Origin of the sequence: Streptomyces sp. NPDC058051 (assembly GCF_042885475.1) — a bacterium.
GTDB lineage: Bacteria > Actinomycetota > Actinomycetes > Streptomycetales > Streptomycetaceae > Streptomyces.
Genome location: NZ_JBHVRW010000018.1, coordinates 1 through 24,084, shown reverse-complemented (window position 1 = coordinate 24,084; position 24,084 = coordinate 1). Strand labels below are relative to the sequence as shown.

Genomic DNA, 24,084 nt, shown 5'->3' with positions numbered 1-24,084 from the left:
CCGTGCCCGGACGGGCGTCGCTCAGCGGGCCAGGCCCAGGGTGACGCCCAGTCCGACGAGCACCGATCCGATGCCCCGGTTGAGGACCTTCTGCCACTTCAGCATCGCGGTCCGCAGCCGCGCGTGCGAGAAGAACAGCGCGACCAGGCCGAACCAGCCGAGATGGGCGACGGACATGAACAGTCCGTATCCGGCCTGCTGCCACAGGCCGGTCGCGGGGCCGACGACCTGGGTGAAGGTCGACACGACGAAGAGCGTCGTCTTGGGGTTCAGCGCGTTGGTGAGGAAGCCGGTGCGCAGCGCCCCGAGCCGGGTCAGCCGCGGCCCGGAATCCAGGTCGACGTCGAGATCGCCGCGGGCGAGGAAGGTCCGCACCCCGATGTAGACGAGATAGGCCGCGCCGATCAGCTTGATCGCGGTGAACAGCGCGGTCGAGGACGCGATCAGCAGCCCGATGCCGAGCATCGTGTACGTGACGTGGACGAGCACGCCGGCGGCGACGCCGACGGCGGACAGCAGTCCCGTCGTACGGCCGTGGAGAGGGCTGTTGCGGACGACCATCGCGAAGTCCGCGCCCGGGCTGATCACGGCGAGGACGGTGATGACGGCGACAGCGACGACCTCGGCCACGGCGCGGGGCCCCTCAGTCCTTGTCGAGGACGTACGGTGCGGGGGCCGCGTCCTCGTCGGGCGCCACCGGGTTCCCCGCCACCAGATCCCGCGCCAGCAGGGTGGCTCCGGCGACGGCTCCCGGCATGAGGAACACGGCGACGAACGGGACGAGGAAGGCGAGTCCCAGCGGTACGCCGAAGCCGAGGGTCAGCATGCGGCGCCCGCGCAGCAGGGCGAGCCGGTCCTTCAGGACCATGCCGCGGCGCTGGAGCGCGATGGCGGTGAGCTCCTCGGTGAGGAAGTAGCCGGTGACGCAGAAGCCGATCACGGGGACGACGGTCTGACCGACGACCGGGATGAATCCGAGGGCGAAGAGCAGCACCGAGTACAGCCCCACCCGCACCAGGATGCGGACGCTGTCGCGGGCGGAGATCCACAGGTCCCGCCAGAGCGGCAGCCCGGACTCGGGGACCTCGCCGCCCTCCGTCCGGTCGACCTGTTCGGAGAGCGATTCGTAGAAGGGCTGGCCGACCAGCAGCGTCACGGCGGTGAACGTGATCACGGCGAGGAAGAGTCCGAGCGCGAAGACCAGCACGGTCAGGGTGTTGCGGAGCAGACCGAGCCAGGGTGACGACCAGTCGTCGGCGAACGGGGTCGCCCAGGACACCAGGTCGTCGGCGCCGTAGGCGAGGCCGACGAGGGCAGCCGCGTACAGGACGAGGGTGATGAGTCCGGGCAGCAGCCCGAAGCCGAACCAGCGGCCGTGCCGGCCGACCCATCGCTGTCCCTGTATCAAGTAGCCGAAGCCCGCCCCTAGATCACGCATGGCGTCAGCGTACTGGTGGACGCCGCGGCCCCTCCCGCCGCGGTGTGTCCGTGCGGGGTGGGGTCGCGGTGTGTCCGGTGCGCGGCCGAGGCAGTGGCGTGCCCGGTGCACGGCCGAGGGCCGCACCTTCGCGGGGTGCGGCCCTCGGCCGCTTCCGGGCGGTGCGGAGGGTGCGGACGGTCAGGCGAGGGACACGATCATCTTTCCGGTGTTCTCGCCGCGCAGCAGGCCCGTGAAGGCGTCGAAGCCGTTCTCGATGCCTTCGACGAAGGTCTCGCGGTACTTCAGCTCGCCCGAGGCCAGCCAGCCGGCGACCTCCTGGACGAACTGCGGCTGGAGTGCGGCGTGGTCGCCGACGAGCATGCCCTGGATGCGCAGGCGCTTGCCGATGACCAGGGCGAGGTTGCGCGGGCCGGGGGTCGGCTCGGTGGCGTTGTACTGGGCGATCATTCCGCAGACGGTGACGCGGCCGTGCACGTTGAGGGAGGAGATCGCCGCTTCGAGGTGCTCGCCGCCGACGTTGTCGAAGTAGATGTCGATGCCGTCGGGGGCGGCCTCGCGCAGTTGCTCGGCGACGGGGCCGTTCTTGTAGTTGAAGGCCGCGTCGAAGCCGTACTCCTCCACGAGCAGCTTGACCTTCTCGTCGGAGCCGGCCGAGCCGATCACCCGCGAGGCGCCCTTCAGCTTCGCCATCTGGCCGACCTGGCTGCCGACCGCACCGGCCGCGCCGGAGACGAACACGGCGTCGCCCTCCTTGAAGGAGGCGACCTCGAAGAGGCCCGCGTAGGCGGTGAGCCCGGTCATGCCGAGCACGCCGAGGTAGGCGGAGAGCGGGGCGAGCGACGCGTCGACCTTCACGGCGCGCTCGGCCGGGACCTCCGCGTACTCACGCCAGCCGAGGCCGTGCAGGACGTGGTCGCCGACCGCGATGCCCGCCGCGTTCGACGCGATGACCTCGCCGACCGCCCCGCCGTCCATGGGGTGGTCGAGCTTGAAGGGCGGGGTGTACGACTTCACGTCGTTCATCCTGCCGCGCATGTACGGGTCGACCGAGAAGTGCAGATTGCGGACGAGGACGCGGCCCTCGCCGGGAGCGGAGACCGGGGCCTCACGCAGCGCGAAATCCTCCGCCTTCGGCCAGCCGTGGGGGCGGGCGACGAGGTGCCATTCGCGGCTGGACGTGGGAAGTGCATCAGACATGGGCTCGGGGTCTCCTCAATGCCTTACGAGGTGGGGGAGGCTTCACCCGGCCGGTGGGGGCCGGCCCGGGGAAGCCGAAATGCTTCATGATGTGAAACAACAATGCTCTTTAATATTTCATGTTGTCAAGTAACCGGCTATCCTGGGTGTCATGGCCACCACCCGTACAGACCCTCTGACGCTCGAAGTCGTCGAACTCATCGGCGCCGTCGTGGCGCGCTACTACGAGGAGTACGACGAGGCCGCGGCGGCCCACTCGCTCACGGGTGCCCAGGCGCGCGTGCTGGGGCTGCTCGCCCTGGAGCCGCTGCCCATGCGCAGGATCGCCCAGAAGCTGAAGTGCGAGCCGTCGAACGTCACGGGCATCGTCGACCGGCTGGAGACGCGCGGCCTGGTGGAGCGCCGGCCGGATCCGCTGGACCGGCGGGTGAAGCTGGCCGCGCCGACGGAGAAGGGGGCGCGGACGGCGCAGCGACTGCGCGACTCGCTCACCTTCGCCCGGGAGCCCCTGGCCGAGCTGTCGGACGCGGACCGGGCGACGCTGCGGGACCTGCTGCACCGCATGCTGGGCGCGTCAGGCCCGCAGCACGACTGAGGGCACGGCGTTCCCGCACCACGACCGAGAGCAGGGTGTGCCCATGTGTGCCCGCAGCACGAGTGGGGGCACTGCGCGCCCGCAGCCCGGATCAGGGCCGGGCGCGCCCCGGCGTCACGCGACCGGCCGGACCGCTCACAGGCAGAACCACAGCCAGCACGACTGGGACTTGGTCGGCGTGGGTGTGGGGGTCGGGGTCGGGGTCGGGGTGGACGACGCGGGGGGCTCGGCCGGCGTCGGGTCGCCACCGGGCCGGGCGGGGTCCGACGGATCGCCGGACGGTCCCTCGGCAGTGCCGGATCCCGACGCGGCCCCCTCGTCCGCGGAGGCGGAGGGGGCGGCGGAGGCCGACGCCGAGGAGGCGCCGGAAGACTCGGGGCGGGCGCGGCCGGTCGCCCCGTTCGCGCCGTCGGTGCCGACCGCATGGGAATCGGTGGCCGGGACCACGGAGGGGCCGTCCACCGGACCGGGCGGCTCGGCCGTGTCGCCCGCCGAGCGGTCCGGGACCGGTGCGGTCGTGACCGGGACCGATTCGCGTACGTAGTCCGAGGCGCCGTCGTCGCCGTTCGGTTCGAGGGCCAGCTCGGCCAGGCTCAGCGCCCCGGCCGCGAGCACCACGCCGAGCACGGTGAACAGTGCCGTCCGGCGGCGACGGCGGTGGGCGCGCCGGCCGCGCCCCTCGGCCCGGGCTCCCCGGTCGGGCTTGCGGGAACCCCGTGAACCGCGCGCGGGCCGGGCGGCCTCCCGTGCCTGACGGCGTCGGCCCCCGGGCTGCGACGGGGCGGCCCCCTCGCGCTCCGCTTCCGGTTCGTGGCCGGAGAACGCGGGCGTGGCGTAGTGAGTCAGCGCCTCGGCGGGGGTTCCGCATCCGGCGCAGGCCAGGGCACCGTTGAGGTGCCGCTGACATGGGTGGCAGTAATCCATGGCGCCCGCAGGTTAGATGCCGATAGGACAACATGGAAAGTCGCTCACGTGAGGATCCTGTGTGGAACCGTTGATTCCATGACCGCGCCCACACCTTTCGGCCCTCGTGAGTTCCAGCTCGTCCTGCTGCGCCGGATGGCCGACCACCAGCCCGCTCTCGTGGACCACGCCCGGCAGGAACTGAGTGCGTCGCGCACGGAGATGCGGGAGGCCAACCGGCGCTGGCAGGCCATGGTGCGCGCGCCGCGCGGGCGGGGCGCGCTGCGTCGCTACCGTTCGGCGCTCGGCACACCCGAGTCGTCCGCGCGCCGCACGATCGGTGACCTGGAGTGCGACGCGCTGCTGTGGCCGGTGCCGCTCTGGCCGGATCTGCGGTTCGAGGTACTGGTCGCACCGGGCGGGGCCGTATGGAACGCCTGGCTGGTCCGGGCGCCGGGGGCGCCGGGGCCCGAGCTGCGCGCGGTCGAGGATCTGCGTCCCTGGTCGGGCACGGTGGACGAGGTCGCGCGGGCCTTCGCTCCGGCCCGCCCCATGGAGGGCAGCGCGCCGACCCGGTGGGCGCTCGCGATCACCGCGCCGGGTACGGGTGAGCGGTACGTCGCCGAATTCACCTGGGGACTGTTCCAGCGCCTGCTGCCCGGCTGACGCACCGGGCGGAGGGCGGCTCCGACGCCTGCTGCCGGGCCGGCTTCCCCGCCACAGGCCGCTCCGGTCCCGCAGCCCGGCCGGCCGCCTCACCGCGGGCTGCTCCGGCGCCTGCAGCCCGGCCGACTTCTCCGTACCGCGTTTCTCTGTCGCCCTGTCAGCTCTGTACCTCCTACGGCCCATCCCGGCGCGCGCAATGAATCCGAACGGCGCAGGATGCGAGGAGAGCCGGCCTGCCGCCGGGACCACCGATCAGCGCTCTCGGGAGAACCTGTCGTGACCGTCAGCCTTGAGCAGTTGCGCCGTTGCCATGTCGCCGTCGACCTCGGGGCCGCTCGGACCCGTGTGTACGTCAAGGGGCTCGGGCTCGTCGTCGACGAGCCGAGTGCCGCCGCGATGAACACCCGTACCGGCTCTCTCATCGCCGTCGGCGAACTCGCCGAACAGATGACGGGCCGCACCCCCGACTACATCCGGGTGGTCCGGCCGGTCACCGGCGGAACCGTCATCGACATCGAGATGGCCCAGCGCATGCTCCGCCAACTGCTCGGCGACAGACTCCGCCGCCAACTGCGCCGCAAGCCCCGGCTGCGGGCCGCCGCCTGCACCCCGCACGACAGTGATCCGCTCGCCCAGCGGGCCACCGTCGAGACCCTGGTGGGGCTGGGCGCCCGGCGGGTCGAACTGGTCGACACCCTGATCGCGGCGGCCGTCGGCTGCGGGCTGCCCGTCGAGCAGCCGACCGCCTCCATGATCATGGTGTGCGGTGCGGCGACCACCCAGATCGCGGTGCTCTCGCTCGGTTCGATCGTGACCGCCGCGCGCATCCCCGTCGGCGGGGACGCCATCGATCACGCGGTGATCCAGCATCTGCGCCAGCACCACGAACTGATGCTGCCGAGCCAGTCCGTACGGCCCCTGCAACTGGCGCTCAGCGGCGGGGGGCTCAGCGCGCGCGGGCCCGCCATGACCGAGATCCACGGCCGGGACGTGGCGACCGGCCTGGCCCGCTCGGTGCAGGTCGACACCGCCGCGATGCGGCAGGCGATCCACGCCCCGCTGACCGCGGTGCTCGACGGCCTCGGCAGGATCCTGCGCGACTGCCCGCCCGATCTGGTGGCCGACATCGCCGACTGCGGAATCATGATGGTCGGCGGCAGCGCGCTGCTGCCCGGTCTCGATCAGATGCTGCGGGACGCCACACGCGTGCCCGTGCACATCGCGGAGCGGCCCGATGTGTGCTCGGTGCTGGGGCTCGGTGCGATGCTGGACGGGAAGATCGAGCCGATGATTCTCGACCCGCTCGCCTGCTGAACACGGCGGGGGGTGAGGCGAATGCCCGAAGAGACGGCGGACACGAAAGACACAGCGGATACGGCGGATACAGCGGCGAACGCGAGGGCGGACACGGCGGTGGCCGCAGCGGACGCGGCGGATACGGCGGCGGACTCGCCCGCCGGCCCCCGGGACGAGCCGGCCGGTACCCCGCACGCGCCGCGCCTGCCTCTGCTCCTGGAAGCGGTGCTGCGCGTCGGCACCGATCTCGAACTGCGGGCCACCCTCCAGCAGATCGTGGATGCCGCCACCGCGCTGACCGAGGCCCGGTACGGCGCGCTCGGTGTGCTCGACACCGAACGCGGCACCATCACCGAGCTGTTCACCTCGGGCCTCGACGACACCGAGCGGCGGCGGATCGGCCACTTCCCCGACGGCCACTCGGGGATGCTCGGTGTCCTCATCGACGAGCCGCAGCCACTGCGCAGCGACGACCTGGCCGCCGACCCGCGCTCCTGCGGAGTGCCGCCCGGCCACCCCGTGATGCACTCCTTCCTCGGGGCGCCGATCCGGGTGCAGGACCAGGTGTTCGGCAACGTCTACCTCACCGAGAAGCGCACCGGTTCCTTCACCGACACGGACATGGCGCTGCTGAGGGTGTTCGCCTCGCAGGCCGGAATCGCGATCGGCAACGCCCGGCTGTACGAGGCGGCCCGGCAGCGGGAGCGCTGGATCGAAGGCGCGGCAGCCGTCACCACCGCCCTGCTGAGCGGCGGGAACCCGGCCGACGCGCTGATGACCGTCGCCGAGGGGGCCAGGGCGCTCGCCGACGCGTCGGCCGGGGTGATCCTCCAGCCCAACGAGGAGGGCGGGATGGAGATCGTCACCGCGTCCACGCGCGACGACCCGGCCGGGATCGTCGGTACGACCATCGCGCCCGACTCCGCCGTACTGGTCCAACTGCTCGGCGGAGAACCGGTGTTCATCGAGGACTCGGCGACGGATCCACGGATGACGACGCATGTGCGCTCGCGGTTCGGCCCGAGCATGATGCTGCCGTTGCAGAGCGGTGGGCGGCTGATCGGCACCCTCGCCCTGCCCCGACGGCGCGGCGCCCGTCCGTACACGGCCGTGGACCGGCTGCTGGCCTCCCAGTTCGCCTCGCAGGCCGCGCTCGCGCTGGTCCTGGCGGACGCCCAGCACGACCGGGAACAGCTCGCGGTGTACGAGGACCGGGACAGGATCGCCCGCGATCTGCACGATCTCGTCGTCCAGCGGCTGTTCGCGACGGAGATGATGCTGGAGTCGACCCGCCGCAGGGCCGCCGTCCCGGAGACGGACGAGCTGCTGAGCAAGGCCGTCGACGAGCTGGACTCGACCATTCAGGAGGTGCGGACGGCGATCTTCGCTCTCCAGCAGCCGCCCGCCGAGGCCCCCGCCACCTTCCGCGGCCGGGTGCTGCGCGAGACCGGAGGTGCCGCGGCCGTGCTCGGTTTCCAGCCGTCGGTGCATTTCAACGGGGCGGTCGACGCGCTGGTCCGGGATCCCGTGGACCGGCGGCTGCTCGCCGCGCTGCGCGGCGCACTCGCGGCCGCGCACCGCCGGACCGGGGTGTCGGCGATCGAGGTGGAGGTGGACGCGACGGCCGTGCTGCCGGACGGGCGGACCGCGGTCCGGCTGGCGGTCGCCGACGACGGCCGCGACGAGGACGGCTCGCGCTCGTCGACCGTCATCTGGCAGGCGCCGCTCTGAGCGCGACGCGGGTGTTGGAGTGCGCGACACCGGCCTCCCGCTTGAGCCTGCGCAGCAGCCCGTCCAGGGCCGTGGTGTCGGCGACGGTGGCGCGTACGAGATAGTCGTGGCCGCCGGTCACATGCACCACTTCGGTGATGCCGGGCAGGGCGAGCACCGCCCGCTCGAACACCTCGTTCGTCGTGTCCATCCGCAGCGTCACGTCGATGAAGACGACGAGCCCGGTGCGGGTGTCGGCGGCCGGGTCGATGATCACGGTGAAACCGCGGATGACACCGTCGCGCCGCAGCCGGCGCACCCGGTCGGCGGCGGCATTGGCGCTGAGCCCGACCCGTACGCCCAGATCGCGGTACGAGATCCGGGCATCCTCCTGAAGGATGCTGAGGATTTCCCTGTCAAGACGGTCCATACCGCGATTGTCGCAGCTTTTCCCGAATAATGACCGCGCAAGGCGCATCCGAGGCTCGTCCCCCTCCCGCGTGGGTCACCCGATCGCCTTGCCCCGCCTGGCGCAACACGGCAGGCCCCTGTCCCCCGGACGCCCTTGACTGAAGGGATGGAAGCAGCCGTCAAGCAGTCCGCCCCTCCGGTCGGCGTCGAGTCCGGTGCCGCCTATCGCAACCTCGTGATGGCCACGATCGGCTTCGGACTCACCTTCTGGGCCTGGAATCTGATCTCGCCGCTGTCCGGGGACTACAAGGACCGCCTCGGCCTGAGCTCCTTCGAGCAGTCGCTGCTGGTCGCCGTGCCGGTACTGGTCGGTTCGCTGGGCCGGATCCCGGTGGGCGCGCTCACCGACAAGTACGGTGCGCGGCTGATGTTCCCGCTGATCTCGGCGCTCACCATCGTGCCCGTGCTGCTGTTGATCCCGGCGGCGGACTCCTACGGGGCGATGCTCGTCGTGGGCTTTCTGCTGGGCCTGGGCGGCACCACCTTCGCGATCGGCATCCCGCTGGTCAACTCGTGGTTCCCGCCCGCCAGGCGCGGCCTCGCACTCGGGGTGTTCGGCATGGGCATGGGCGGTGTCGCCCTGTCCGGGTACTTCACCCCGCGGATCGCCAAGCACGGCGACCATCTGCCGTTCCTGGTGGTCGCCGCGGCACTCCTGGTGTATTCGGCACTGGCCGCGTTCCTGATCAAGGACCGCCCGGACCGTCCGGTGCCGACCGACTCGCTCGCCCACAGGCTGGGGGCCGCGGGACGGTTGCGGGTCACCTGGGAGCTGTCCGCGCTGTACGCGATCGGCTTCGGCGGAATCGTCGCGTTCGGCGTCTACCTCCCCACGTATCTGAAGACCTGGTACGAGCTCTCACCGACCGACGCCGGCACGAAGGCGGCCGGGTTCGCCCTGGTCACGGTCGTCTTCCGGCCGATCGGCGGCTGGCTCTCGGACCGCGTCCACCCGGCCCTGGTGACGGCGGCGGCACTCGGCCTGGCGGCCCTGATGGCGATCGTCCAGGCCTTCGACCCGGATCTGGCCCCCGGCGGCACGGTCGCGCTGCTCTGCATGGCGGCCGGCCTGGGCACCGCGAGCGGCAGCGTCTTCGCCCTGGTCTCCCAGGTGACACCGCAGGCGAAGGTGGGCAGCGTGACGGGGATCGTCGGCGCGATGGGCGGCCTGGGCGGATTCGTCCCACCCCTCGTGATGGGGGCCATCTACAGCGCGAAGGGGTCGTACTCGATCGGGTTCATGCTGCTGTCGGATCTGGCGCTGGCGGGGTGCGTGTACGCGTACGGGCGCATGCGGACCATTCAGCGGGAGTGACGGCTTCCCCTGCCGGCGCGCGGGGCATACCGGGCAGGGGCGGGACGGGGCGAGGGTGCGGGGCGGGAGTGCGAGGCGGGGGGTGCGGGGCCGGGGTGCGGGGCCGGGGTGCGAGGCCGGAGTGCGAGGCCGGGCTTTCGCTATGCGGCCCGGGTGGGCGGGTGAGCCCTTAGGGTGCGAGGGGTGACTTCTCTTCTCTCTGCACCGGCTGACGGGTCCGTCCGGGTGGCCGCCCGGTTCGGCGAAGACTCCCTGACGTACGCCCGGTTGGGCAGCGCCTCCACCGCGCTCGCCGCACGTCTCGCCGGGGCCCGGCGGGTCGCCGTCTGGGCCACCCCCACTCCCGAGACCGTCGTCGCCGTCGTGGCCGCGCTGCGGGCCGGGGTGCCGGCGGTGCCGCTGAACCCGAAGACGGGAACGCGCGAACTCGCGCACATCGTGGCCGACAGCGAACCGGCCGTGGTGCTGGCCGGGGCGGGTGACGTGCTCCCGCCGGTGCTGGACGCACTGGACCGGATCGACGTCGACACCGATCCGGACGCCGAGGAGGCCGCCGCGCCTCCGGAGCCCTCCCCCGAGTCCCCCGCGCTGATCGTCTACACCTCCGGCACCACGGGCCCGCCCAAGGGCGCGATCCTGCCGCGGCGGGCCATCGCCGCGTCGCTGGACGCGCTGGAGGACGCCTGGCAGTGGACCGGCGACGACGTGCTCGTCCACGCCCTGCCCCTGTTCCATGTGCACGGTCTGATCCTGGGCGTGCTCGGTCCGCTGCGCCGGGGCGGATCGGTGCGGCACCTGGGCAGGTTCTCCACCGACGGGGTGGCCCGTGAGCTGTTGTCCGGCGGCACGATGCTCTTCGGCGTACCGACGATGTACCACCGGCTGGCCGAAGCCCTCGACGCATCCGCGCCCGGCGCCGCCGAGCTGGCGAAGGCGCTGGCCGGGGCCCGGCTGCTGGTCTCCGGATCGGCCGCGCTTCCGGTGCACGACCACGAGCGGATCGCCGCCGCGACCGGCCGCCGGGTCATCGAGCGGTACGGCATGACGGAGACCCTGATGAACACCGGCGTCCGGGCCGACGGCACGGCGCGCCCCGGCACGGTCGGAACGCCCCTGCGCGATGTCGAGCTCCGCCTCGTCGAGGAGGACGGCACGGTCCTCACCGACCCCGGCCCCGACGCCATCGGCGAGATCCAGGTGCGCGGCCCGAACCTCTTCACCGGCTATCTGAACCGCCCCGACGCCACGGCCGCCGCGCTGGCCGAGGACGGCTGGTTCCGAACCGGGGACATGGCCACCCGTGACACCGACGGCTCCGTGCGGATCGTCGGCCGCAAGGCCACCGATCTGATCAAGAGCGGCGGATACAAGATCGGCGCCGGTGAGATCGAGAACGCGCTCCTCGACCACCCCGGCGTCCGCGAGGCCGCCGTCACCGGTGAACCGGACCCGGACCTCGGCGAGCGGATCGTCGCCTGGGTGGTCCCGGCCGACCCCGCCGCTCCCCCGGCCGAGGACGAGCTGGCGGATCATGTCGCCGCCCAGTTGTCCCCGCACAAGCGCCCGCGCACGGTCCGCTACCTGGAGGCGCTGCCGCGCAACGACCTGGGGAAGATCATGAAGCGGTCGCTCCATGGCTGACCGCCTGTCGGCACGGGCGGCGATCGCCGCCCTCACCACCGAGTTCGAGGAGTGCGTCGGGTTCGAGGAGCGCGCCGGGTTCGAGGAGCGCGCCGGAGCCGGTGTGCCCGGCCGCGACGGCGCCGGGAACGGGCCGCTCGGCTGGTCCGGGTACGCGGACTCCCGGGCCCGTGCCGCCGCGCGTACCGGCGAGGAGGAGTCCGTCGTCCACGGCCTCGCCTCCGTCGGCGGCCGAAGCTGTGTCCTCATCGCGTTCGAGTTCGGTTACCTGGGCGGTTCGCTCGGGCAGCGCACCGGGGACCGGCTGGAGGCGGCGTACGAGGCCGCACGGAGCCGGGGGCTCCCGCTGGTCTCGCTCGTCGCGACGGGCGGCAGCCGGATGCAGGAGGGCATGGTCGCGCTGACCCAGTTGCAGCGCGTCGCCCGCGCCTCGGCACGGCTGCGGGCCGCCGGCTCCGCCCACCTCGCGGTCCTGCGCGACCCGACGACGGGCGGCGGCTGGGCCACGCTGGGCGCCGGCGCCGATGTGATCCTGGCGCTGCCGGGCGCCCAGGTGGGGTTCGCCGGTTCCCGGGTACGGCCCGCGGACGCGGATCCCCGTGCGTACACCGCGGAGGGCCAGCTGGCCGCGGGGCAGATCGACGCCGTCGTCCCGCCGGACGAGCTCCCCCGGACGGTGGCCCGCTGGCTGGCGGCGCTGCACGCCTCCGGTTCCCCCGCTCCGGGCCCCGCGCCCGTGCCGGACGCCCTCGGCGCCACCGGCCTGCCCAGGACCGGCTGGGACGCGGTGGAGCAGGCCCGCTCCCCCTCCCGGCCGCGCGCCGAGGCGTATCTGGACGCCTATTTCGCTCACCGGCTCCCGCTCCGCGGCGACCGCTGCGGCGGTACGGATCCGGGACTGCTCTGCGGTTTCGGGCGGCGCGAGGGCCGGACGATCGCGTACGTCGCCCAGTGCGGAACGGCGACCCGCCCGGCCGGATACCGCACGGCGGCCCGGGTGATCCGGCTGGCCGACCGGCTCGGTGTTCCCGTGCTCACGCTGATCGACACCCCGGGCGCGGCCAACGGCGCCGAGGCGGAACGGGCGGGCGCGGGCGCGGCCATCGCCGACGCCTTCGCGGCGTTGGCCGAGGCCGAGGTGCCCGTCACGACGCTGGTGATCGGCGAGGGCGGTTCGGGCGGCGCACTGGCACTGGCGGCTCCGGGGAACACCTACGTCACCCCGGACAGCTACTTCTCGGTGATCGCCCCGGAAGCGGCGGCGGCGATCCTGAAGCGCGCCCCGGACGCGGTGCGCGCCACGGCCGACGAGCTGCGACTGCGCCCCCAGGACCTGGTGGAACTGGGCATCGCCCGCGCCGTGGTGCGTCCGGCACCGCCCGCGGACGGGGACCGAGAGCCTGTCGGGTGACCTCTGATCGGGCGGCCACGCCTCGGCCCGCACGCTTCCGGCGCCTTGGAATCGCACGCGCCGTGGCGCGTCCGCCTTCCGGCCGAAGGCCACCCGGCGGGCCCTGAGCCGTCAGGGCTGCGGGTTCTTCGCGTCGTACCGTGCGAAGCCTCGCCATCTCAGCCCCAGCAGCGACACGGCGACGACACAGGCGATCCCGCCGCCGGTCACCGCGAGGCCGGGCGAGGCCAGATCGGCGACCGATCCGGCCACGAAGTCACCGAGCCGGGGCCCGCCCGCCACGACGACGATGAAGACGCCCTGCAGCCGTCCCCGCATCTCGTCCGGCACAGCCGCCTGGAGCATGGTGTTCCGGAAGACCATCGACAGGGTGTCCGCGCACCCGGCGAGTGCCAGGAAGAGCAGACCGAGCCAGAGCTGACGGGTCAGTCCGAAGACCGCGACGGCGGTGCCCCAGGAGGCAACGGCGACGAGCACGGCGAGGCCGTGGCGGCGCACGCGTCCCAGCCATCCGGAGAACACCCCGCCGAGCAGCGCGCCCATGGCGGGGGCGGCGACCAGCAGCCCGGTGGTCTTCGCGTCACCGCCGTACCAGACCACGGCGACGACGGGGAACACGGCCCGCGGGTGGGCCAGCACCATGGCACACAGGTCGGTGAGGAAGGTCATCCGCAGATTGGGCCTGGCGCCGAGGAAGCGCAGCCCGTCGGCGACGGACGCCCGTTTGCCGTTCGCGCCCTCCTCGCGCTGCGGCAGCATCGAGGGCAGCCGCCACATCGCGTACAGCGAGGCGGTGAAGGTGACGGCGTCGACGGTGTACGCGGCCCGGTACCCCCACCAGCCGACGACGAGCCCGCCGAGCATCGGGCCGATCAGGGTGCCGGTGGTCCCGGTCATGGAGTTGAGCGCGTTGGCGGCGGGCAACTGCTCGGCCGGGAGCAGCCGGGCGATCATCGAGCTGCGCGCCGGTGAGTTGACCGCGAAGCAGGCCGCCTGGAGGGCGACGACCGTGTACAGCAGCCCCACCTGCTCCACCCCGGCGACCGTGGCGGCGACCAGCCCGACGGAGAGGACGAACGACCCGGCGGAGCCGGCCAGCCCCAGCTTGCGCCGGTCGATGGTGTCCGCCACGGCCCCGCCGAAGAGTCCGAAGACGACGAGCGGCAGGAAGGAGCAGAAGCCGATGAGCCCCACCGAGAAGGCGGAGCCGGTGATGTCGTAGACCTGGAGCGAGACGGCGAGCGCCGTCATTCCCTGACCGATCCAGGAGACCGTGTTCCCGAACCAGAGCCGCCGGTAGTCGGGGGAGGTCCGCAGCGGTGTCAGGTCGGCGAGTATGCGCGTGCGGGGTACAGGTTCTTCGGCTGTTTCGGTCACAGCGGATGGTAGCGACCCGCGTGTGTCCGGTGGTCCGGCACCTCCGGACGGCCCGGTCCCGGCCTCGCGCCCCGCACCGGTGACACGCGCTGCCGCAAGGTGCGGCGCGGCTCACGACCACCTACCGCCAGTGGATTCCTGACGGGCGGGCGGGAACGTACGCGGTGCCGTTGTGCGGATGGGCACGGCGCTCGAACAGATTGGCGTACAGACCTCTGCGGCCGAGGAGTTGGTCATGCGTGCCCGACTCCACGAGTCGGCCCTCGTCCAGCACCAGGATGCGGTCGGCGTCCGCGGCCAGGGCCAGATCGTGCGTGATCACGATGGTGGTGCGGCCCTCGGCGAGGCGTCGCAGCGGCGCGATGATGCGCTGTGCGGCCAGTCGGTCCAGTCCGGCGGTGGGCTCGTCGAGGAGCAGGACGGGTGCGTCGCGCAGCATGGCCCGGGCGATCGCGATGCGCTGCAACTGGCCTCCGGAGAGCCGGGACGTACCGGTGGCGATGACCGTGTCATATCCCTCCGGCAAGGTGCTGATGAACGCGTGGGCGTCGGCCGCCCGCGCGGCGTCCTCGATGTCACGGTGGGTCACACCGGCGCGTCCGCACCCGATGTTCTCCTCGATGGTGTCGTGCAGGACGAGCGTTTCCTGCGGCAGCAGCGTGATGTTGTGCCGGAGGTAGGTCAGCGGCAGCCGGTCCACGGGGACGTCGTCCAGCCGGACGCTGCCGGCGTCCGGGTCGTAGAACCTCAGCAGCAGGGCCGCCAGGGTGGACTTGCCCGCGCCGCTGGGGCCGGTGATGACCAGCAGTTCTCCGGGGCTCGCGGTGAACGAGAGGTCGTGGAGCACCGGCTCGTTGCCGCCGGGGTAGCGGAAGGTGACCTGGCGTGCCTCCACCTCGCCGAGCGCACGGCTTCGGGACGGGGCGGGCACGGAGTCGGCCGGGTCGGTGACGGCGGGTCGGGCATCGAGGATCTCCAGCAGCCGTTCGGCACCCGCGGTCGCGGCGGTGGCCGTCAGACCGAGCTGGCCCAGGGAGCGGATCGGCGGGTAGAGGTAGCCGATGAAGGCGGCGAAGGCCAGCAGCTGTCCGAGGGTCATCCGTCCCTGGGAGATCTCCCATGCTCCGAGGCCGATGATCGCCAGGACGCACAACGTTTCGAGGACCTCGACGAGTTGCTCGTAGAACTCGGTGAGGCGGACGGCCTTCACCGCCGTCTTCAGCCGGATCCGCGCCTTGCCGAGGAGCCGCGTCTCCTCGTCCCGCTGCCTGTTGTACGCCTGGGTCATGACGACGTTGACCAACGTCTCCTCGACCACCGCCGTGATGGCGCCGTCCGCAGCGCGTCCGCGCCGGGACACCGCGCGCAGCGGGCCGGCGAAACGCGTGGTCGTGAACCAGAAGACCGGCACCATGACCAGGGTGGCGAGGGCCAGATCCCAGCGCAGCCAGAAGGCGGCGGCGGCGTAGAACACCGTACTGAACAGCGCGGAGGCCGCCCCGACGATGCCGGAGACCACGAGCGCTTCGATGGCCTCCACGTCACCCGTCAGACGCTCCACCAGGTCACCCCGGCGATTGCGCTGGTAGAAGTGGGGCGGAAGCGTCTGGAGATGGCCGAAGACCCGGGCCCGCAGCCGCATCACGAAGCGTTCGGCGACCCAGGCCGCGAGGGAGTTGCCCAGATATCCGACCACCGCACCGGCGACGGCTACGGCGAGCCACTGACCGGCAGGTCTCCAGAAGGCGCTGACGGAGCCGGTCTGCAGTGCGGTGTCGGTGAGCTTGGCGAAGAGGAGGACCGTGATGGTCTCGGCGACGGCCGCCAGGACGGCGCACAGGAAGATGACGACGAGCCAGTACCGGTCGCCCTTGGTGAGGGGCCAGAAGCGCCGGAACGCCACGACGATACTGATGGGATCCGTGCGGATCGGGACATCCGTCACCGACTCCTGAGACGTCTCATCGTCGGGAGGCGCTGGGCGCCGGAGTGTGCTGCTGAGGCGCATGGGCTTCACGTCAGACGGGTGCTCGGACTATGGACCATCTCCATAGGCGCGGACCCCACAACGCGAGGCCGACCCGCGCTCCGGCGCGAGTCGGTCCCGGGTTCGGGGATGGAGTCGGGGATGTCGGATCAGTACCTGCCGCGTCCACCGCCGCGTCCACGGCCGCGGCCGAAGCCGCCGAATCCGTAGTCGCCGTAGTCGCCGTAGTCACCGTAGCCGCCGTAGCCGCCGTATCCGCCGCCACGACCGCGTCCCCAGCCGCGGCCACGTCCGCCGCGGCCACCACCCCTGTGGTCGAAGATGCCACGTACGTTCATCTTCGTCTCCTTCGGAAGTTCGCTGTGCCGCTCCTTGCTCTTGCTGCGGCACTTTCGACACTACGACTACCCCAAACAACCAACAAGTCGTACAAGCCATGAATCGGAGAAAACCCGTGAAATGCCGCAAACCTTCAGAGCGTTGTCACGAGTGACTCTCCGGTAAGCCCCCCGATCAGGGGCGCCGACGGCCCTCCGGCGAGTGCAACATTTGCCTACGGCAACGCTCGTCACCCTCGCAGGCGACCTCCCTCCGGCCGACGCCACCGAGCCCTGGCCGATGCCACCCGGCCCTGCTCGATCCCCTCCCCCCTCGGCACGGTGAGCGCGGCGTGAGCACGGCGGCGGGCGCGGCGGCGGGCGCGGCGTGAGCACGGCGGCGGGCACGGCAAGGACACAGCAAGGGCACGGCAGGGCGTCACCCACGGCGTCATCCACGGCGTCATCCACGGCGTCACCGGGCGTCCGGATGCCCTGCCCGCCCACCCGGACCGAGTGCGACGCCGAGCCGCTCGCTTCAGCCGGACCGCGGCAACGAGCAGGGAAATGGATGCCACGGGTGAGCGCGGGTCTGCGGGATGCCCCAAGGCCCGAACCAGTTGGCCCGGATCAGCAGCCCGGATCAGCAGGCCCGGATCAGTAGGTCCGGATCAGCGCCGAAGTCACGTGCGTGCGCGCTGACTTGACCCGTCAATCGAGAAGGTTAATCCTGCTACTATCAATCGCCAGAATGCGGACGAGAGTCTGGGGAGGACTCCAATGGCCGAGGCAATGTCCGTAAACGAGAATGTCGAGACCCTGACACTCGGTCCTGGATGCTTCTGGTCCTTTGACGCGGTAGCGCGCCGAACACCGGGGATCACATCGAGCATCGCGGGATTCGCCGGGGATCACGGCCCGCCGCCCAACTATGAGGACTATCAGCGCTACGGTCTCAACCCACAGAAATTCGTCGAGGCGGTAAAGCTGACGTTCCGCCCGGACGAGATCTCCTTGGAAGAGGTACTGCTCTCCTTCTTCCAGAGCCATGACGCGACCAAGCCGAACCAGAGCGGCGCGGACCGCGGGACCGTCTACCACTCAACGATCTTCTACGCCAATGAAGACCAGCGCGTACGTTCCGAGAAGGTCATGCATCGGGTGCAACAGGAACTCGGCCAGGAGATCGTGACCGACCTTCGGCCGTACGAGCAGTTCTTCGAGGCGGATCCCGATCAGCAGGACTTCTACAACAGGAATCGTTTCGAGCCGTACTGCCGAGTGGTCATTGAGCCGAAGCTCCGCACGATGGGGCTGAAGACCGACTGAGCAGGCAAAAGCCCTGGTCAGGACGTCAGTGAGGCAGGGCAGAGCAAGGTCGACATCGGTGAGGCAGAGCCGAGCAGGTCGGGGACTGGCGCGGTGGCTGATGCTCCGCTTCCGGTCCCCGCACGCTTCCGACGAAACGTGCGGTTCTCCCGCGCCCACCTTTCAGACATCGTTCACCGGCCGATATGCGCCATCGCCCTGCGCATGTTTCCGGTGAAGCGGCAGAACGGCGGAACACGGGCCGTTCGATCCACTCGTAGCCGATCCACTCGCAGGCGGCTCGGGGCCCAGTTCCGGCCTCGGAGTCCGAATTCCGCGTGGCGAAAAAGGCCCGCCGACCGTTCGTCGACGTAGCCCGTCGATCGCGTGAACGCGTGAAACGTCCGGCCGGATTTCTCGTTGCGGAATTTCGCCGCCCAGTCCCGCAGCACCGGATGAGATCGACGACTGCGGCGGACATCCGCCGTTCGACTTTCGAGCGGGCCGTGGCCGCGCGGTCCGTGTCCGGGAGTACACCTCACGTTCGGGGCACATCGGGCGTTCGGGGCACCGCGGGCGAACGTGCCTCCGTGACGGAACCTTCGGCTCGCGGCAGGGGGTGCGCGGGCCCGGGGCGGAGAGCACGGAGGTGGGGCCACTTCTGCCCACTGCGCGGTAATTCCGCTACAGAGACGCGGTTACCGGAGAATTACCCACGCCGAGTGAGACCGCGTATAGCCTGCCGACGCCCAGTCGCGTCCGCTTTCCGGTACGGAGGCTACTCGTTGTCAAGTTACCCGATATCGCAGGCCGTTATTCCTACGCAATCAGAGATCACATCCGCCTATTCTCTGCTGCATTCCGCTGACGACTCCGTACTTCCTTCCTCAGCGACGAACCCGCAGCCGGCCGCCTTTCGCTCCTTGGCCCTCACATGGTGACCCAGGGAACAGACCCGAGCAGCGTGGACCGCACCTACGCGCCCACACACCCCGTGGCCTCCCGGCTGCCGTCGTTGACGGGGCTTCGGTCCCTGGCGGCCTTGATGGTCTTCGCCACGCACATCCTCTGGTACACCCAGCTCATCCCGGGCGACACAGGAGACGAACTCAGAGACACGTTCACCCTCTCGGGCTCGTACGGCGTCGGCTTCTTCTTCATCCTGAGCGGCTTCGTCCTGACCTGGACCGCGCGGTCGGGTGACACGGCGCCTTCGTTCTGGCGCCGTCGCCTGGTGAAGATCGGCCCCATGCACCTGGTCACCTTCGCCCTGGCGGCCATCCTCGTGGTCAGCACGGACCGGCCGACCAGAATGGTCGACTGGCTCGCGTCCCTGACCATGCAGCAGGCGTGGTTCCCGGACGTCCGAACCAGCTCGGCCGTCAACGGAGTGAGCTGGTCACTGTCCTGCGAGTTCTTCTTCTACCTGGCCTTCCCGGTCCTGTTCCTCGTCCTGCGGCGGATACGGGAGCAGTGGCTGTGGCCGGCGGTCGCGGTCGTGCTCGCGCTGATCGTGGGAGCGTTCTTCGTCGCCACGTACGTGGTGACCGACCAGCCGAGGCTTGTCGCCTTCTCCGTGTCCGGCGATCTGTCGTTCACCCAGGTCTGGTTCGTGTACTTCTTCCCGCCGGTCCGCGCGCTCGAATTCGTCCTGGGCATTCTCCTGGCCAGGATCGTCGCCTCGGGACGGTGGCCGCGCATCGGCCTGGTGCCCGCCTTCGCCCTGGCCGTCATCGGGTACGTCCTCGCCCTGTACGAACCGTATCTGGCGGGTTCGGCGGGCCTGGCGTGTGTGTGGACCGCCCCCCTCATAGCCGCCGCCGCGGTCGCGGACCGGCAGCAGACCGCGTCGGTGTTCCGCAGACCGACGATGGTGTTCCTCGGTGAGATCTCCTTCGGGTTCTACATGGTCCACTGGATCGTCATCGTGACGGCTGCCGAGCTGATCGGGACGCGCACCTTCTCGCTGGGGACCGGCGCACTCCTGGCCGTCGGCGTGCTCGGCGTGGCCTTGCTGTGCTCGTTCGTCCTGTACCGATTCGTGGAGACACCTCTGGTGCGGCGGTTCGGGCGACACGCGCCGAATTCAGGCACGCCGGTCCTTACGGGAGCGACGCCCCTGAGGGCCGAAGGCCAACGCGTACCGGAGTGAGGGACCGCTCGATCGTTCCCGTCGCCCAACAGCGGCCGGGCGTCGGGGCCAGGCTCGTATGAGCTGCCGCCCCGCCGCCCGGCCGCGGTGCTCGTCATGCGGTACGCGCCGCCCGGACAGCGTCCGCCCAACGGCGCGGAACCCCGAACGGGGGGCGAGCCGCTGGTGCCGGGAAGCGCACGACGACCAGGGCCTCGACGGCCCGAGGTGTGTGTGCCCCGGCCGGAGCGCGAGTTCATTCGAAGGCCCGCCGCGCGCACGGCAGTTGCCGGCACGAGAGCGGGCGGGCATGCAGAGAAGGTCACGGCGTCCGGTGCGGTGCGCTGTGTGCGTGTGTCGCACGGCGCAGGTTCGCCCCACCTTCGTACGCGACGTACGAGGGTGGGGCGACCACGCGGCAGAGTGCCGTACGGGACACCGTGAGCCGGTGAACCCTTCAGGTCACAGCATGTGGGCAGGGACTGTCACGCGAACGCCGCTGTCCAGTCCACCGCGACCCCGTTCACGTACGCCTCCGCCAGCGCGGAAAGGAACCGGCCCATTCCGCCGTCCTCGTTGCGCAGAGTCGCCATCGGCACGATCGAGCGGCCGAGTTCCTCGGCGATGTCCTGCATCCCCACGCTGAGCACCGGCTGTGCGCTGCACTCCACGAAGACCGTGTGACCGTCGGTGACGAGCGTGCGGACGGCGTCGTCGAACCTGACCGTCTGGCGCAGGTTCCGGTACCAGTACTCCGCGTCCAGCTCATCGGTGTCGACGCGCTGTCCGGTCACCGACGAGTAGAACGGGACGTCGCTCCGCACCGGCTTGATGTCGGCCGCCAGGTCGAGCAGGGTCTCCCGCAGATCCTCCACGTGCGCCGAGTGTGCGGCGAAGTCCACTCCCGGCACCCGCCAGCGCATCATCCGAGCCGCGGAGAGCGCGGCACCGAACTCGGTCATCGCGGCCGTGTCGCCCGAAACCGTCATCGTGGCCGGGCCGTTCACCGCGGCGACCGACAGCACGCCGTCCCAGTCGGCCAGCATCTTTCGCACCTGGTCGTTGGGGGCCAGCACGGTCAGCATCTCGCCACGGCCGCGGATCTTCGTCAGGGCCTGGCTGCGCAGCGCGACGATCCGCGCCGCGTCCTCCAGCGACAACGCGCCGGCGACGTGCGCGGCCACGATCTCGCCCTGCGAATGGCCGACGGCCGCCGCGGGCTCGACACCGAACCGACGCCACAACCGGGACAGCGACAGCATCATCGAGAACAGCACGGGCTGCACGATGTCCACCCGGTCCAGCGGCGGGGTGCCCGGCACTCCCCGCAGCACGTCCTCCAGGGACCAGTCCACGTACGGCGACAGCGCCCGTTCGCAGGCCCGGATCTCATCGGCGAACACGGGAGAGGTGTCCAGCAGTTCCACCGCCATGCCGACCCACTGGGTGCCCTGGCCGGGGAAGACGAACACGGGCCGGGCGTCCGCCTGGGTCTGCCGGGCGGCCTGTCCGCTGAGCACGTTCGGCGCGGCCCGCTCCTCGGCGAGAGCGCGTACCCCGGCCAGCAGTTCCGTACGGTCGCGCCCGAGCACCACGGCCCGGTGCTCGTAGGCCGCGCCGCCGGCCACCAGCGACCGGCCCACCTCGGTGATGTCGTCGATGACGTTCCGCGCCGAGTCGGAATCGAGCCTGGCCAGCAGCCGGGCCGCCTGGCTGCGCAGACCCGCCGCGCTTCGCCCGGACAGCACCCACGGCACCGTGCCGGCTCCGGCGCCGACTCGAACGTCTTGTGTAGCCGGCTTGGTCACGAGCACTCCTCATCACTGGCAATCAGTGGACCGCGAAACGCAAGATATCGCGTGTGCCAAGCACTTCCGCCCATCGCGCGGTAATTTCTCCACAAGGGCACAGTTACCGGAAGGTTACCCACCGCGAATGGAATCATGGAAGGCTGCCGATATCCAGTCGCGTCCGCTTTCCGGCACGGAGGCTACTCGTTGTCAGGTTACCCGATATCCCAGGTCACCATTCCCGCCCAACGACAGATCACCGCTCCCTATTCGCTCCTCCATCTGCTGCACCCCGCTGACGACTCCGTACTCCATCTACCCACGACAAACCCGCAGTTGGTCGAGGAAGTCGTCCGCCGCGTCGGCTCGGGTGCGACTGGTTGGGCCATCGAGAACAGCCGCCTCCTCCTGGCCGAACTGGCAGGAGAGCCATTCGCCAGATTCGACCGGAAATCGAGCAGCGAAACGCGACTGGTCGAATCGATAGCACTCTGGGTCGTCCTGCGGCTCAGTGGTGCGAGAGCCATTACCGGACTCCTTTCCGCAGAACTCACGAATGCTATTCGGGAACGTATTGCGGACAGCACGAATGCCGACCTCTTGCTCCGTTACGTCCGGGCAGCACACGCGAGTTTCACACGCGAATTGTTCGATTTCTGCGAGGCGCAGATACCGCCCGGGCAACAGCCGGCCATGATGCGGTCCATCTCGGACGACCTGTTCGAAGGGATGGAGACCCTTTCCGCCGCGGTGACCGAGAAGTTCACCGCCGAACGCAACCGCTGGTTCGCCGGACCCGTGGGTGAGCGCTTCGAGCTGGTGTCCGCGATCCTGGCGGGCAAGCCGGTCGACACGGGAAAGGCGATGCACCAGCTGCGGTACGAGCTGACACTGCACCACATCGCGCTGGTCCTGTGGCAGGACGAGATCACCCCGGACAGCGGGCACGAACTGGAGACCACGGCCGTGCGCCTGCTGGACCAGATCGGCTGCTCCTCGATGCTGCTGCTCCCCGCGGGCCCCGGGCGGCTGTGGGCGTGGGGCGGGCGCGCCACCGGCCGCCCGGCCGAGCTGCGGCGATCGGACAAGCCGGTGGACCTGCCGGAGCACGTCCATGTCGCGTCCGGGTTGCCGGGCGACGGTGTGGCCGGCTTCCAGCGCTCCCACGAGCAGGCGATCACCGCGGAACGGGTCGGCCGTACCACCGAGCCCGGCCCGTTCGGCCTGTGCGACTACGGGGACCTGGAGCCCGTGATCCTGCTCGGCAACGACGCCGAGGCCACTGCCGACTTCGTACGCCGCGAACTCGGCCCGCTCGCCGACGACAACAGGACCATGGCCGCGCTGCGCGAGACCGTGCGGTGCCTGCTGGACAACGAGCGGGGTGTGGCCATCACGGCCAAGCACCTGCACATCGCGAAGAACACCGTGGTCTACCGGGTGAAGAAGGCGGAGCAACTGCTCGGGCGGTCCCTGCGCGAGGACCACCTCCGCCTGCACCTCGCGCTGTATCTGGCGGGGCGGCTCGGCTCATCGGTACTGGCCAAGCAAGGTCCCACGACAGGACTGAAGAACTCGATTCGGGCGGTGTCCAGGTGAGCGACAACCAGACGAACAAGAACGAGAAGCTCCTCGACTACCTCAAATGGGTCACCGCAGACCTCCAGAAGGCCCGGGCGCGGGTCGAGGAGCTTGAGTCGAGCCGCTCCGAGCCCATCGCCATCCTCGGCATGGGCTGCCGATACCCGGGCGACGTGTCGACGCCCGAGGACCTGTGGCGCCTGGCCGCCGACGGCGTCGACGCGATCACGGACTTCCCGGCCGACCGCGGCTGGGACGTCGACGGCATGTACGACCCGGATCCCGACGCGACGGGCAAGTTCTACGCACGGGAGGGCGGGTTCCTCAGCGACATCAAGGGGTTCGACTCGGCGTTCTTCGGGATCTCGCCGCGCGAGGCCCTGGCGATGGACCCGCAGCAGCGGCTGCTGCTGGAGACCACGTGGGAGGCCATCGAACGGGCGCGCATGGACCCGCGCTCACTGCGGGGCAGCGACACCGGCGTGTTCGTCGGCGTGATGTACACCGGCTACGCCTCCACGGTCGAGGCCGCGACGACGGGCGTCGAGGGCTACGCCATGACCGGGATGCTGACCAGCGTCGCCTCCGGCCGGATCTCCTACGTCCTCGGCCTGGAGGGGCCGACGGTCAGCATGGACACGGCCTGCTCGGCGTCGCTGGTGTCGATCCACCACGCCGTGGCGGCGCTGCGGAACGGCGAGTGCTCACTGGCCCTGGCCGGCGGGGCGATGGCGATACCGGTGCCGGACGGGTTCGTGGAGTTCTCCCGGCAGCGCGGGCTCGCGCCGGACGGCCGGTGCAAGGCGTTCTCTGCCTCGGCGGACGGCACCGGCTTCTCCGAGGGTGTGGGGATGCTGGTGCTGGCGCGGCTGTCGGAGGCGCAGCGGCGGGGGTTGCCGGTGCTGGCGGTGATCCGTGGCAGTGCGGTGAACTCCGACGGTGCGTCG

At 71.0% G+C, this 24,084-nt stretch carries 20 protein-coding genes; 11 read left to right on the top strand and 9 right to left on the bottom strand.

Translation table 11 applies throughout. From position 1 onward, the window contains the following. Nucleotides 1-21 precede the first annotated feature (21 nt). The 3 genes from ACFVUT_RS25490 to ACFVUT_RS25480 all read right to left on the bottom strand — a co-directional run bounded on the left by ACFVUT_RS25490 (nt 22) and on the right by ACFVUT_RS25480 (nt 2,638). On the bottom strand, nt 22-630 hold the full coding sequence (locus tag ACFVUT_RS25490) for a LysE family transporter (RefSeq protein ID WP_389654176.1): 609 nt from the start codon (nt 628-630) through the stop codon (nt 22-24). A 13-nt stretch (nt 631-643) separates the two neighbouring features. Next, nucleotides 644-1,438, bottom strand: a complete 795-nt coding sequence (locus ACFVUT_RS25485) for an EI24 domain-containing protein (RefSeq protein ID WP_389654174.1) — start codon at nt 1,436-1,438, stop codon at nt 644-646. Between the two features lie 180 nt (nt 1,439-1,618). After that, nucleotides 1,619-2,638, bottom strand: a complete 1,020-nt coding sequence (locus ACFVUT_RS25480) for an NADP-dependent oxidoreductase (protein WP_389654172.1) — start codon at nt 2,636-2,638, stop codon at nt 1,619-1,621. A gap of 151 nt (nt 2,639-2,789) precedes the next feature. Between ACFVUT_RS25480 and ACFVUT_RS25475 the strand changes: the two genes are divergently transcribed. Then, nucleotides 2,790-3,233 carry a MarR family winged helix-turn-helix transcriptional regulator gene (locus tag ACFVUT_RS25475; RefSeq protein ID WP_389654170.1) on the top strand — a complete coding sequence of 148 codons (444 nt, stop codon included), beginning with the start codon at nt 2,790-2,792 and terminating at the stop codon, nt 3,231-3,233. 135 nt (nt 3,234-3,368) lie between these two features. On the opposite strand, the gene ACFVUT_RS25470 is transcribed toward ACFVUT_RS25475, so the two are convergent. Beyond that, on the bottom strand, nt 3,369-4,157 hold the full coding sequence (locus ACFVUT_RS25470) for a hypothetical protein (protein ID WP_389654168.1): 789 nt from the start codon (nt 4,155-4,157) through the stop codon (nt 3,369-3,371). A gap of 78 nt (nt 4,158-4,235) precedes the next feature. Here ACFVUT_RS25470 and ACFVUT_RS25465 point away from each other — a divergent pair, with 78 nt between their 5' ends. From ACFVUT_RS25465 to ACFVUT_RS25455, 3 genes are all read left to right on the top strand, one after another. Then, nucleotides 4,236-4,802, top strand: a complete 567-nt coding sequence (locus ACFVUT_RS25465; protein WP_389654166.1) for a hypothetical protein — start codon at nt 4,236-4,238, stop codon at nt 4,800-4,802. A 276-nt stretch (nt 4,803-5,078) separates the two neighbouring features. Then, nucleotides 5,079-6,116 (top strand): rod shape-determining protein, encoded by a 1,038-nt coding sequence (locus ACFVUT_RS25460; protein ID WP_389654164.1) that lies wholly within the window; start codon nt 5,079-5,081, stop codon nt 6,114-6,116. Between the two features lie 21 nt (nt 6,117-6,137). After that, nucleotides 6,138-7,829 carry a GAF domain-containing protein gene (locus tag ACFVUT_RS25455; RefSeq protein ID WP_389654162.1) on the top strand — a complete coding sequence of 564 codons (1,692 nt, stop codon included), beginning with the start codon at nt 6,138-6,140 and terminating at the stop codon, nt 7,827-7,829. Here the strand turns inward: ACFVUT_RS25455 and ACFVUT_RS25450 are convergent. Then, a complete protein-coding gene (locus ACFVUT_RS25450; protein WP_389654160.1) occupies nt 7,807-8,238 on the bottom strand; it encodes an Lrp/AsnC family transcriptional regulator in 432 nt (143 codons plus the stop codon). The genes ACFVUT_RS25455 and ACFVUT_RS25450 overlap by 23 nt on opposite strands. Before the next feature lie 147 nt (nt 8,239-8,385). Between ACFVUT_RS25450 and ACFVUT_RS25445 the strand changes: the two genes are divergently transcribed. From ACFVUT_RS25445 to ACFVUT_RS25435, 3 genes are all read left to right on the top strand, one after another. Continuing rightward, a complete protein-coding gene (locus ACFVUT_RS25445) occupies nt 8,386-9,594 on the top strand; it encodes a nitrate/nitrite transporter (RefSeq protein WP_389654158.1) in 1,209 nt (402 codons plus the stop codon). A gap of 183 nt (nt 9,595-9,777) precedes the next feature. Next, nucleotides 9,778-11,235 (top strand): acyl-CoA synthetase, encoded by a 1,458-nt coding sequence (locus tag ACFVUT_RS25440; protein ID WP_389654156.1) that lies wholly within the window; start codon nt 9,778-9,780, stop codon nt 11,233-11,235. Then, a complete protein-coding gene (locus ACFVUT_RS25435) occupies nt 11,228-12,646 on the top strand; it encodes a carboxyl transferase domain-containing protein (protein ID WP_389654154.1) in 1,419 nt (472 codons plus the stop codon). Before ACFVUT_RS25440 ends, ACFVUT_RS25435 begins: the two co-directional genes overlap by 8 nt. 111 nt (nt 12,647-12,757) lie before the next feature. Here the strand turns inward: ACFVUT_RS25435 and ACFVUT_RS25430 are convergent, their stop codons facing one another. The 3 genes from ACFVUT_RS25430 to ACFVUT_RS25420 all read right to left on the bottom strand — a co-directional run bounded on the left by ACFVUT_RS25430 (nt 12,758) and on the right by ACFVUT_RS25420 (nt 16,348). Next, nucleotides 12,758-14,023 (bottom strand): MFS transporter, encoded by a 1,266-nt coding sequence (locus ACFVUT_RS25430; protein ID WP_389654152.1) that lies wholly within the window; start codon nt 14,021-14,023, stop codon nt 12,758-12,760. 121 nt (nt 14,024-14,144) lie between these two features. Further along, entirely contained in the window at nt 14,145-15,968 is a 1,824-nt protein-coding gene (locus ACFVUT_RS25425; RefSeq protein ID WP_389654150.1) for an ABC transporter ATP-binding protein, read from the bottom strand. Between the two features lie 191 nt (nt 15,969-16,159). Next, nucleotides 16,160-16,348 carry a hypothetical protein gene (locus tag ACFVUT_RS25420; RefSeq protein WP_389654148.1) on the bottom strand — a complete coding sequence of 63 codons (189 nt, stop codon included), beginning with the start codon at nt 16,346-16,348 and terminating at the stop codon, nt 16,160-16,162. A 759-nt stretch (nt 16,349-17,107) separates the two neighbouring features. Between ACFVUT_RS25420 and msrA the strand changes: the two genes are divergently transcribed. Continuing rightward, a complete protein-coding gene (gene msrA, locus ACFVUT_RS25415; RefSeq protein WP_389654146.1) occupies nt 17,108-17,656 on the top strand; it encodes a peptide-methionine (S)-S-oxide reductase MsrA in 549 nt (182 codons plus the stop codon). 916 nt (nt 17,657-18,572) lie between these two features. Then, nucleotides 18,573-19,787: an acyltransferase family protein gene (locus ACFVUT_RS25410; RefSeq protein WP_389671048.1), complete on the top strand. Its 1,215-nt coding sequence runs from the start codon at nt 18,573-18,575 to the stop codon at nt 19,785-19,787. A gap of 464 nt (nt 19,788-20,251) precedes the next feature. Here ACFVUT_RS25410 and ACFVUT_RS25405 read toward each other — a convergent pair whose 3' ends face one another. Then, a complete protein-coding gene (locus ACFVUT_RS25405; protein WP_389654142.1) occupies nt 20,252-21,574 on the bottom strand; it encodes an acyltransferase domain-containing protein in 1,323 nt (440 codons plus the stop codon). Between the two features lie 675 nt (nt 21,575-22,249). Between ACFVUT_RS25405 and ACFVUT_RS25400 the strand changes: the two genes are divergently transcribed. Both ACFVUT_RS25400 and ACFVUT_RS25395 read left to right on the top strand, forming a co-directional pair. Continuing rightward, complete coding sequence (locus ACFVUT_RS25400; RefSeq protein WP_389654140.1) at nt 22,250-23,155, top strand: PucR family transcriptional regulator; 906 nt, start codon at nt 22,250-22,252, stop codon at nt 23,153-23,155. Beyond that, the coding region (locus tag ACFVUT_RS25395; protein ID WP_389654138.1) for a beta-ketoacyl synthase N-terminal-like domain-containing protein at nt 23,152-24,084 on the top strand (933 nt) is incomplete at its 3' end. The genes ACFVUT_RS25400 and ACFVUT_RS25395, both read left to right, overlap by 4 nt.

Coding starts and splice junctions, on each gene's coding strand:
- ACFVUT_RS25445 (WP_389654158.1), top strand. CDS start 8,386: ATGGAAGCAGCCGTCAAGCAGTCCGCCCCTCCGGTCGGCGTCGAGTCC.
- ACFVUT_RS25420 (WP_389654148.1), bottom strand. CDS start 16,348: ATGAACGTACGTGGCATCTTCGACCACAGGGGTGGTGGCCGCGGCGGA.
- ACFVUT_RS25455 (WP_389654162.1), top strand. CDS start 6,138: ATGCCCGAAGAGACGGCGGACACGAAAGACACAGCGGATACGGCGGAT.
- ACFVUT_RS25435 (WP_389654154.1), top strand. CDS start 11,228: ATGGCTGACCGCCTGTCGGCACGGGCGGCGATCGCCGCCCTCACCACC.
- ACFVUT_RS25480 (WP_389654172.1), bottom strand. CDS start 2,638: ATGTCTGATGCACTTCCCACGTCCAGCCGCGAATGGCACCTCGTCGCC.
- ACFVUT_RS25485 (WP_389654174.1), bottom strand. CDS start 1,438: ATGCGTGATCTAGGGGCGGGCTTCGGCTACTTGATACAGGGACAGCGA.
- ACFVUT_RS25465 (WP_389654166.1), top strand. CDS start 4,236: ATGACCGCGCCCACACCTTTCGGCCCTCGTGAGTTCCAGCTCGTCCTG.
- ACFVUT_RS25475 (WP_389654170.1), top strand. CDS start 2,790: ATGGCCACCACCCGTACAGACCCTCTGACGCTCGAAGTCGTCGAACTC.
- ACFVUT_RS25450 (WP_389654160.1), bottom strand. CDS start 8,238: ATGGACCGTCTTGACAGGGAAATCCTCAGCATCCTTCAGGAGGATGCC.
- ACFVUT_RS25400 (WP_389654140.1), top strand. CDS start 22,250: ATGATGCGGTCCATCTCGGACGACCTGTTCGAAGGGATGGAGACCCTT.
- ACFVUT_RS25470 (WP_389654168.1), bottom strand. CDS start 4,157: ATGGATTACTGCCACCCATGTCAGCGGCACCTCAACGGTGCCCTGGCC.
- msrA (WP_389654146.1), top strand. CDS start 17,108: ATGGCCGAGGCAATGTCCGTAAACGAGAATGTCGAGACCCTGACACTC.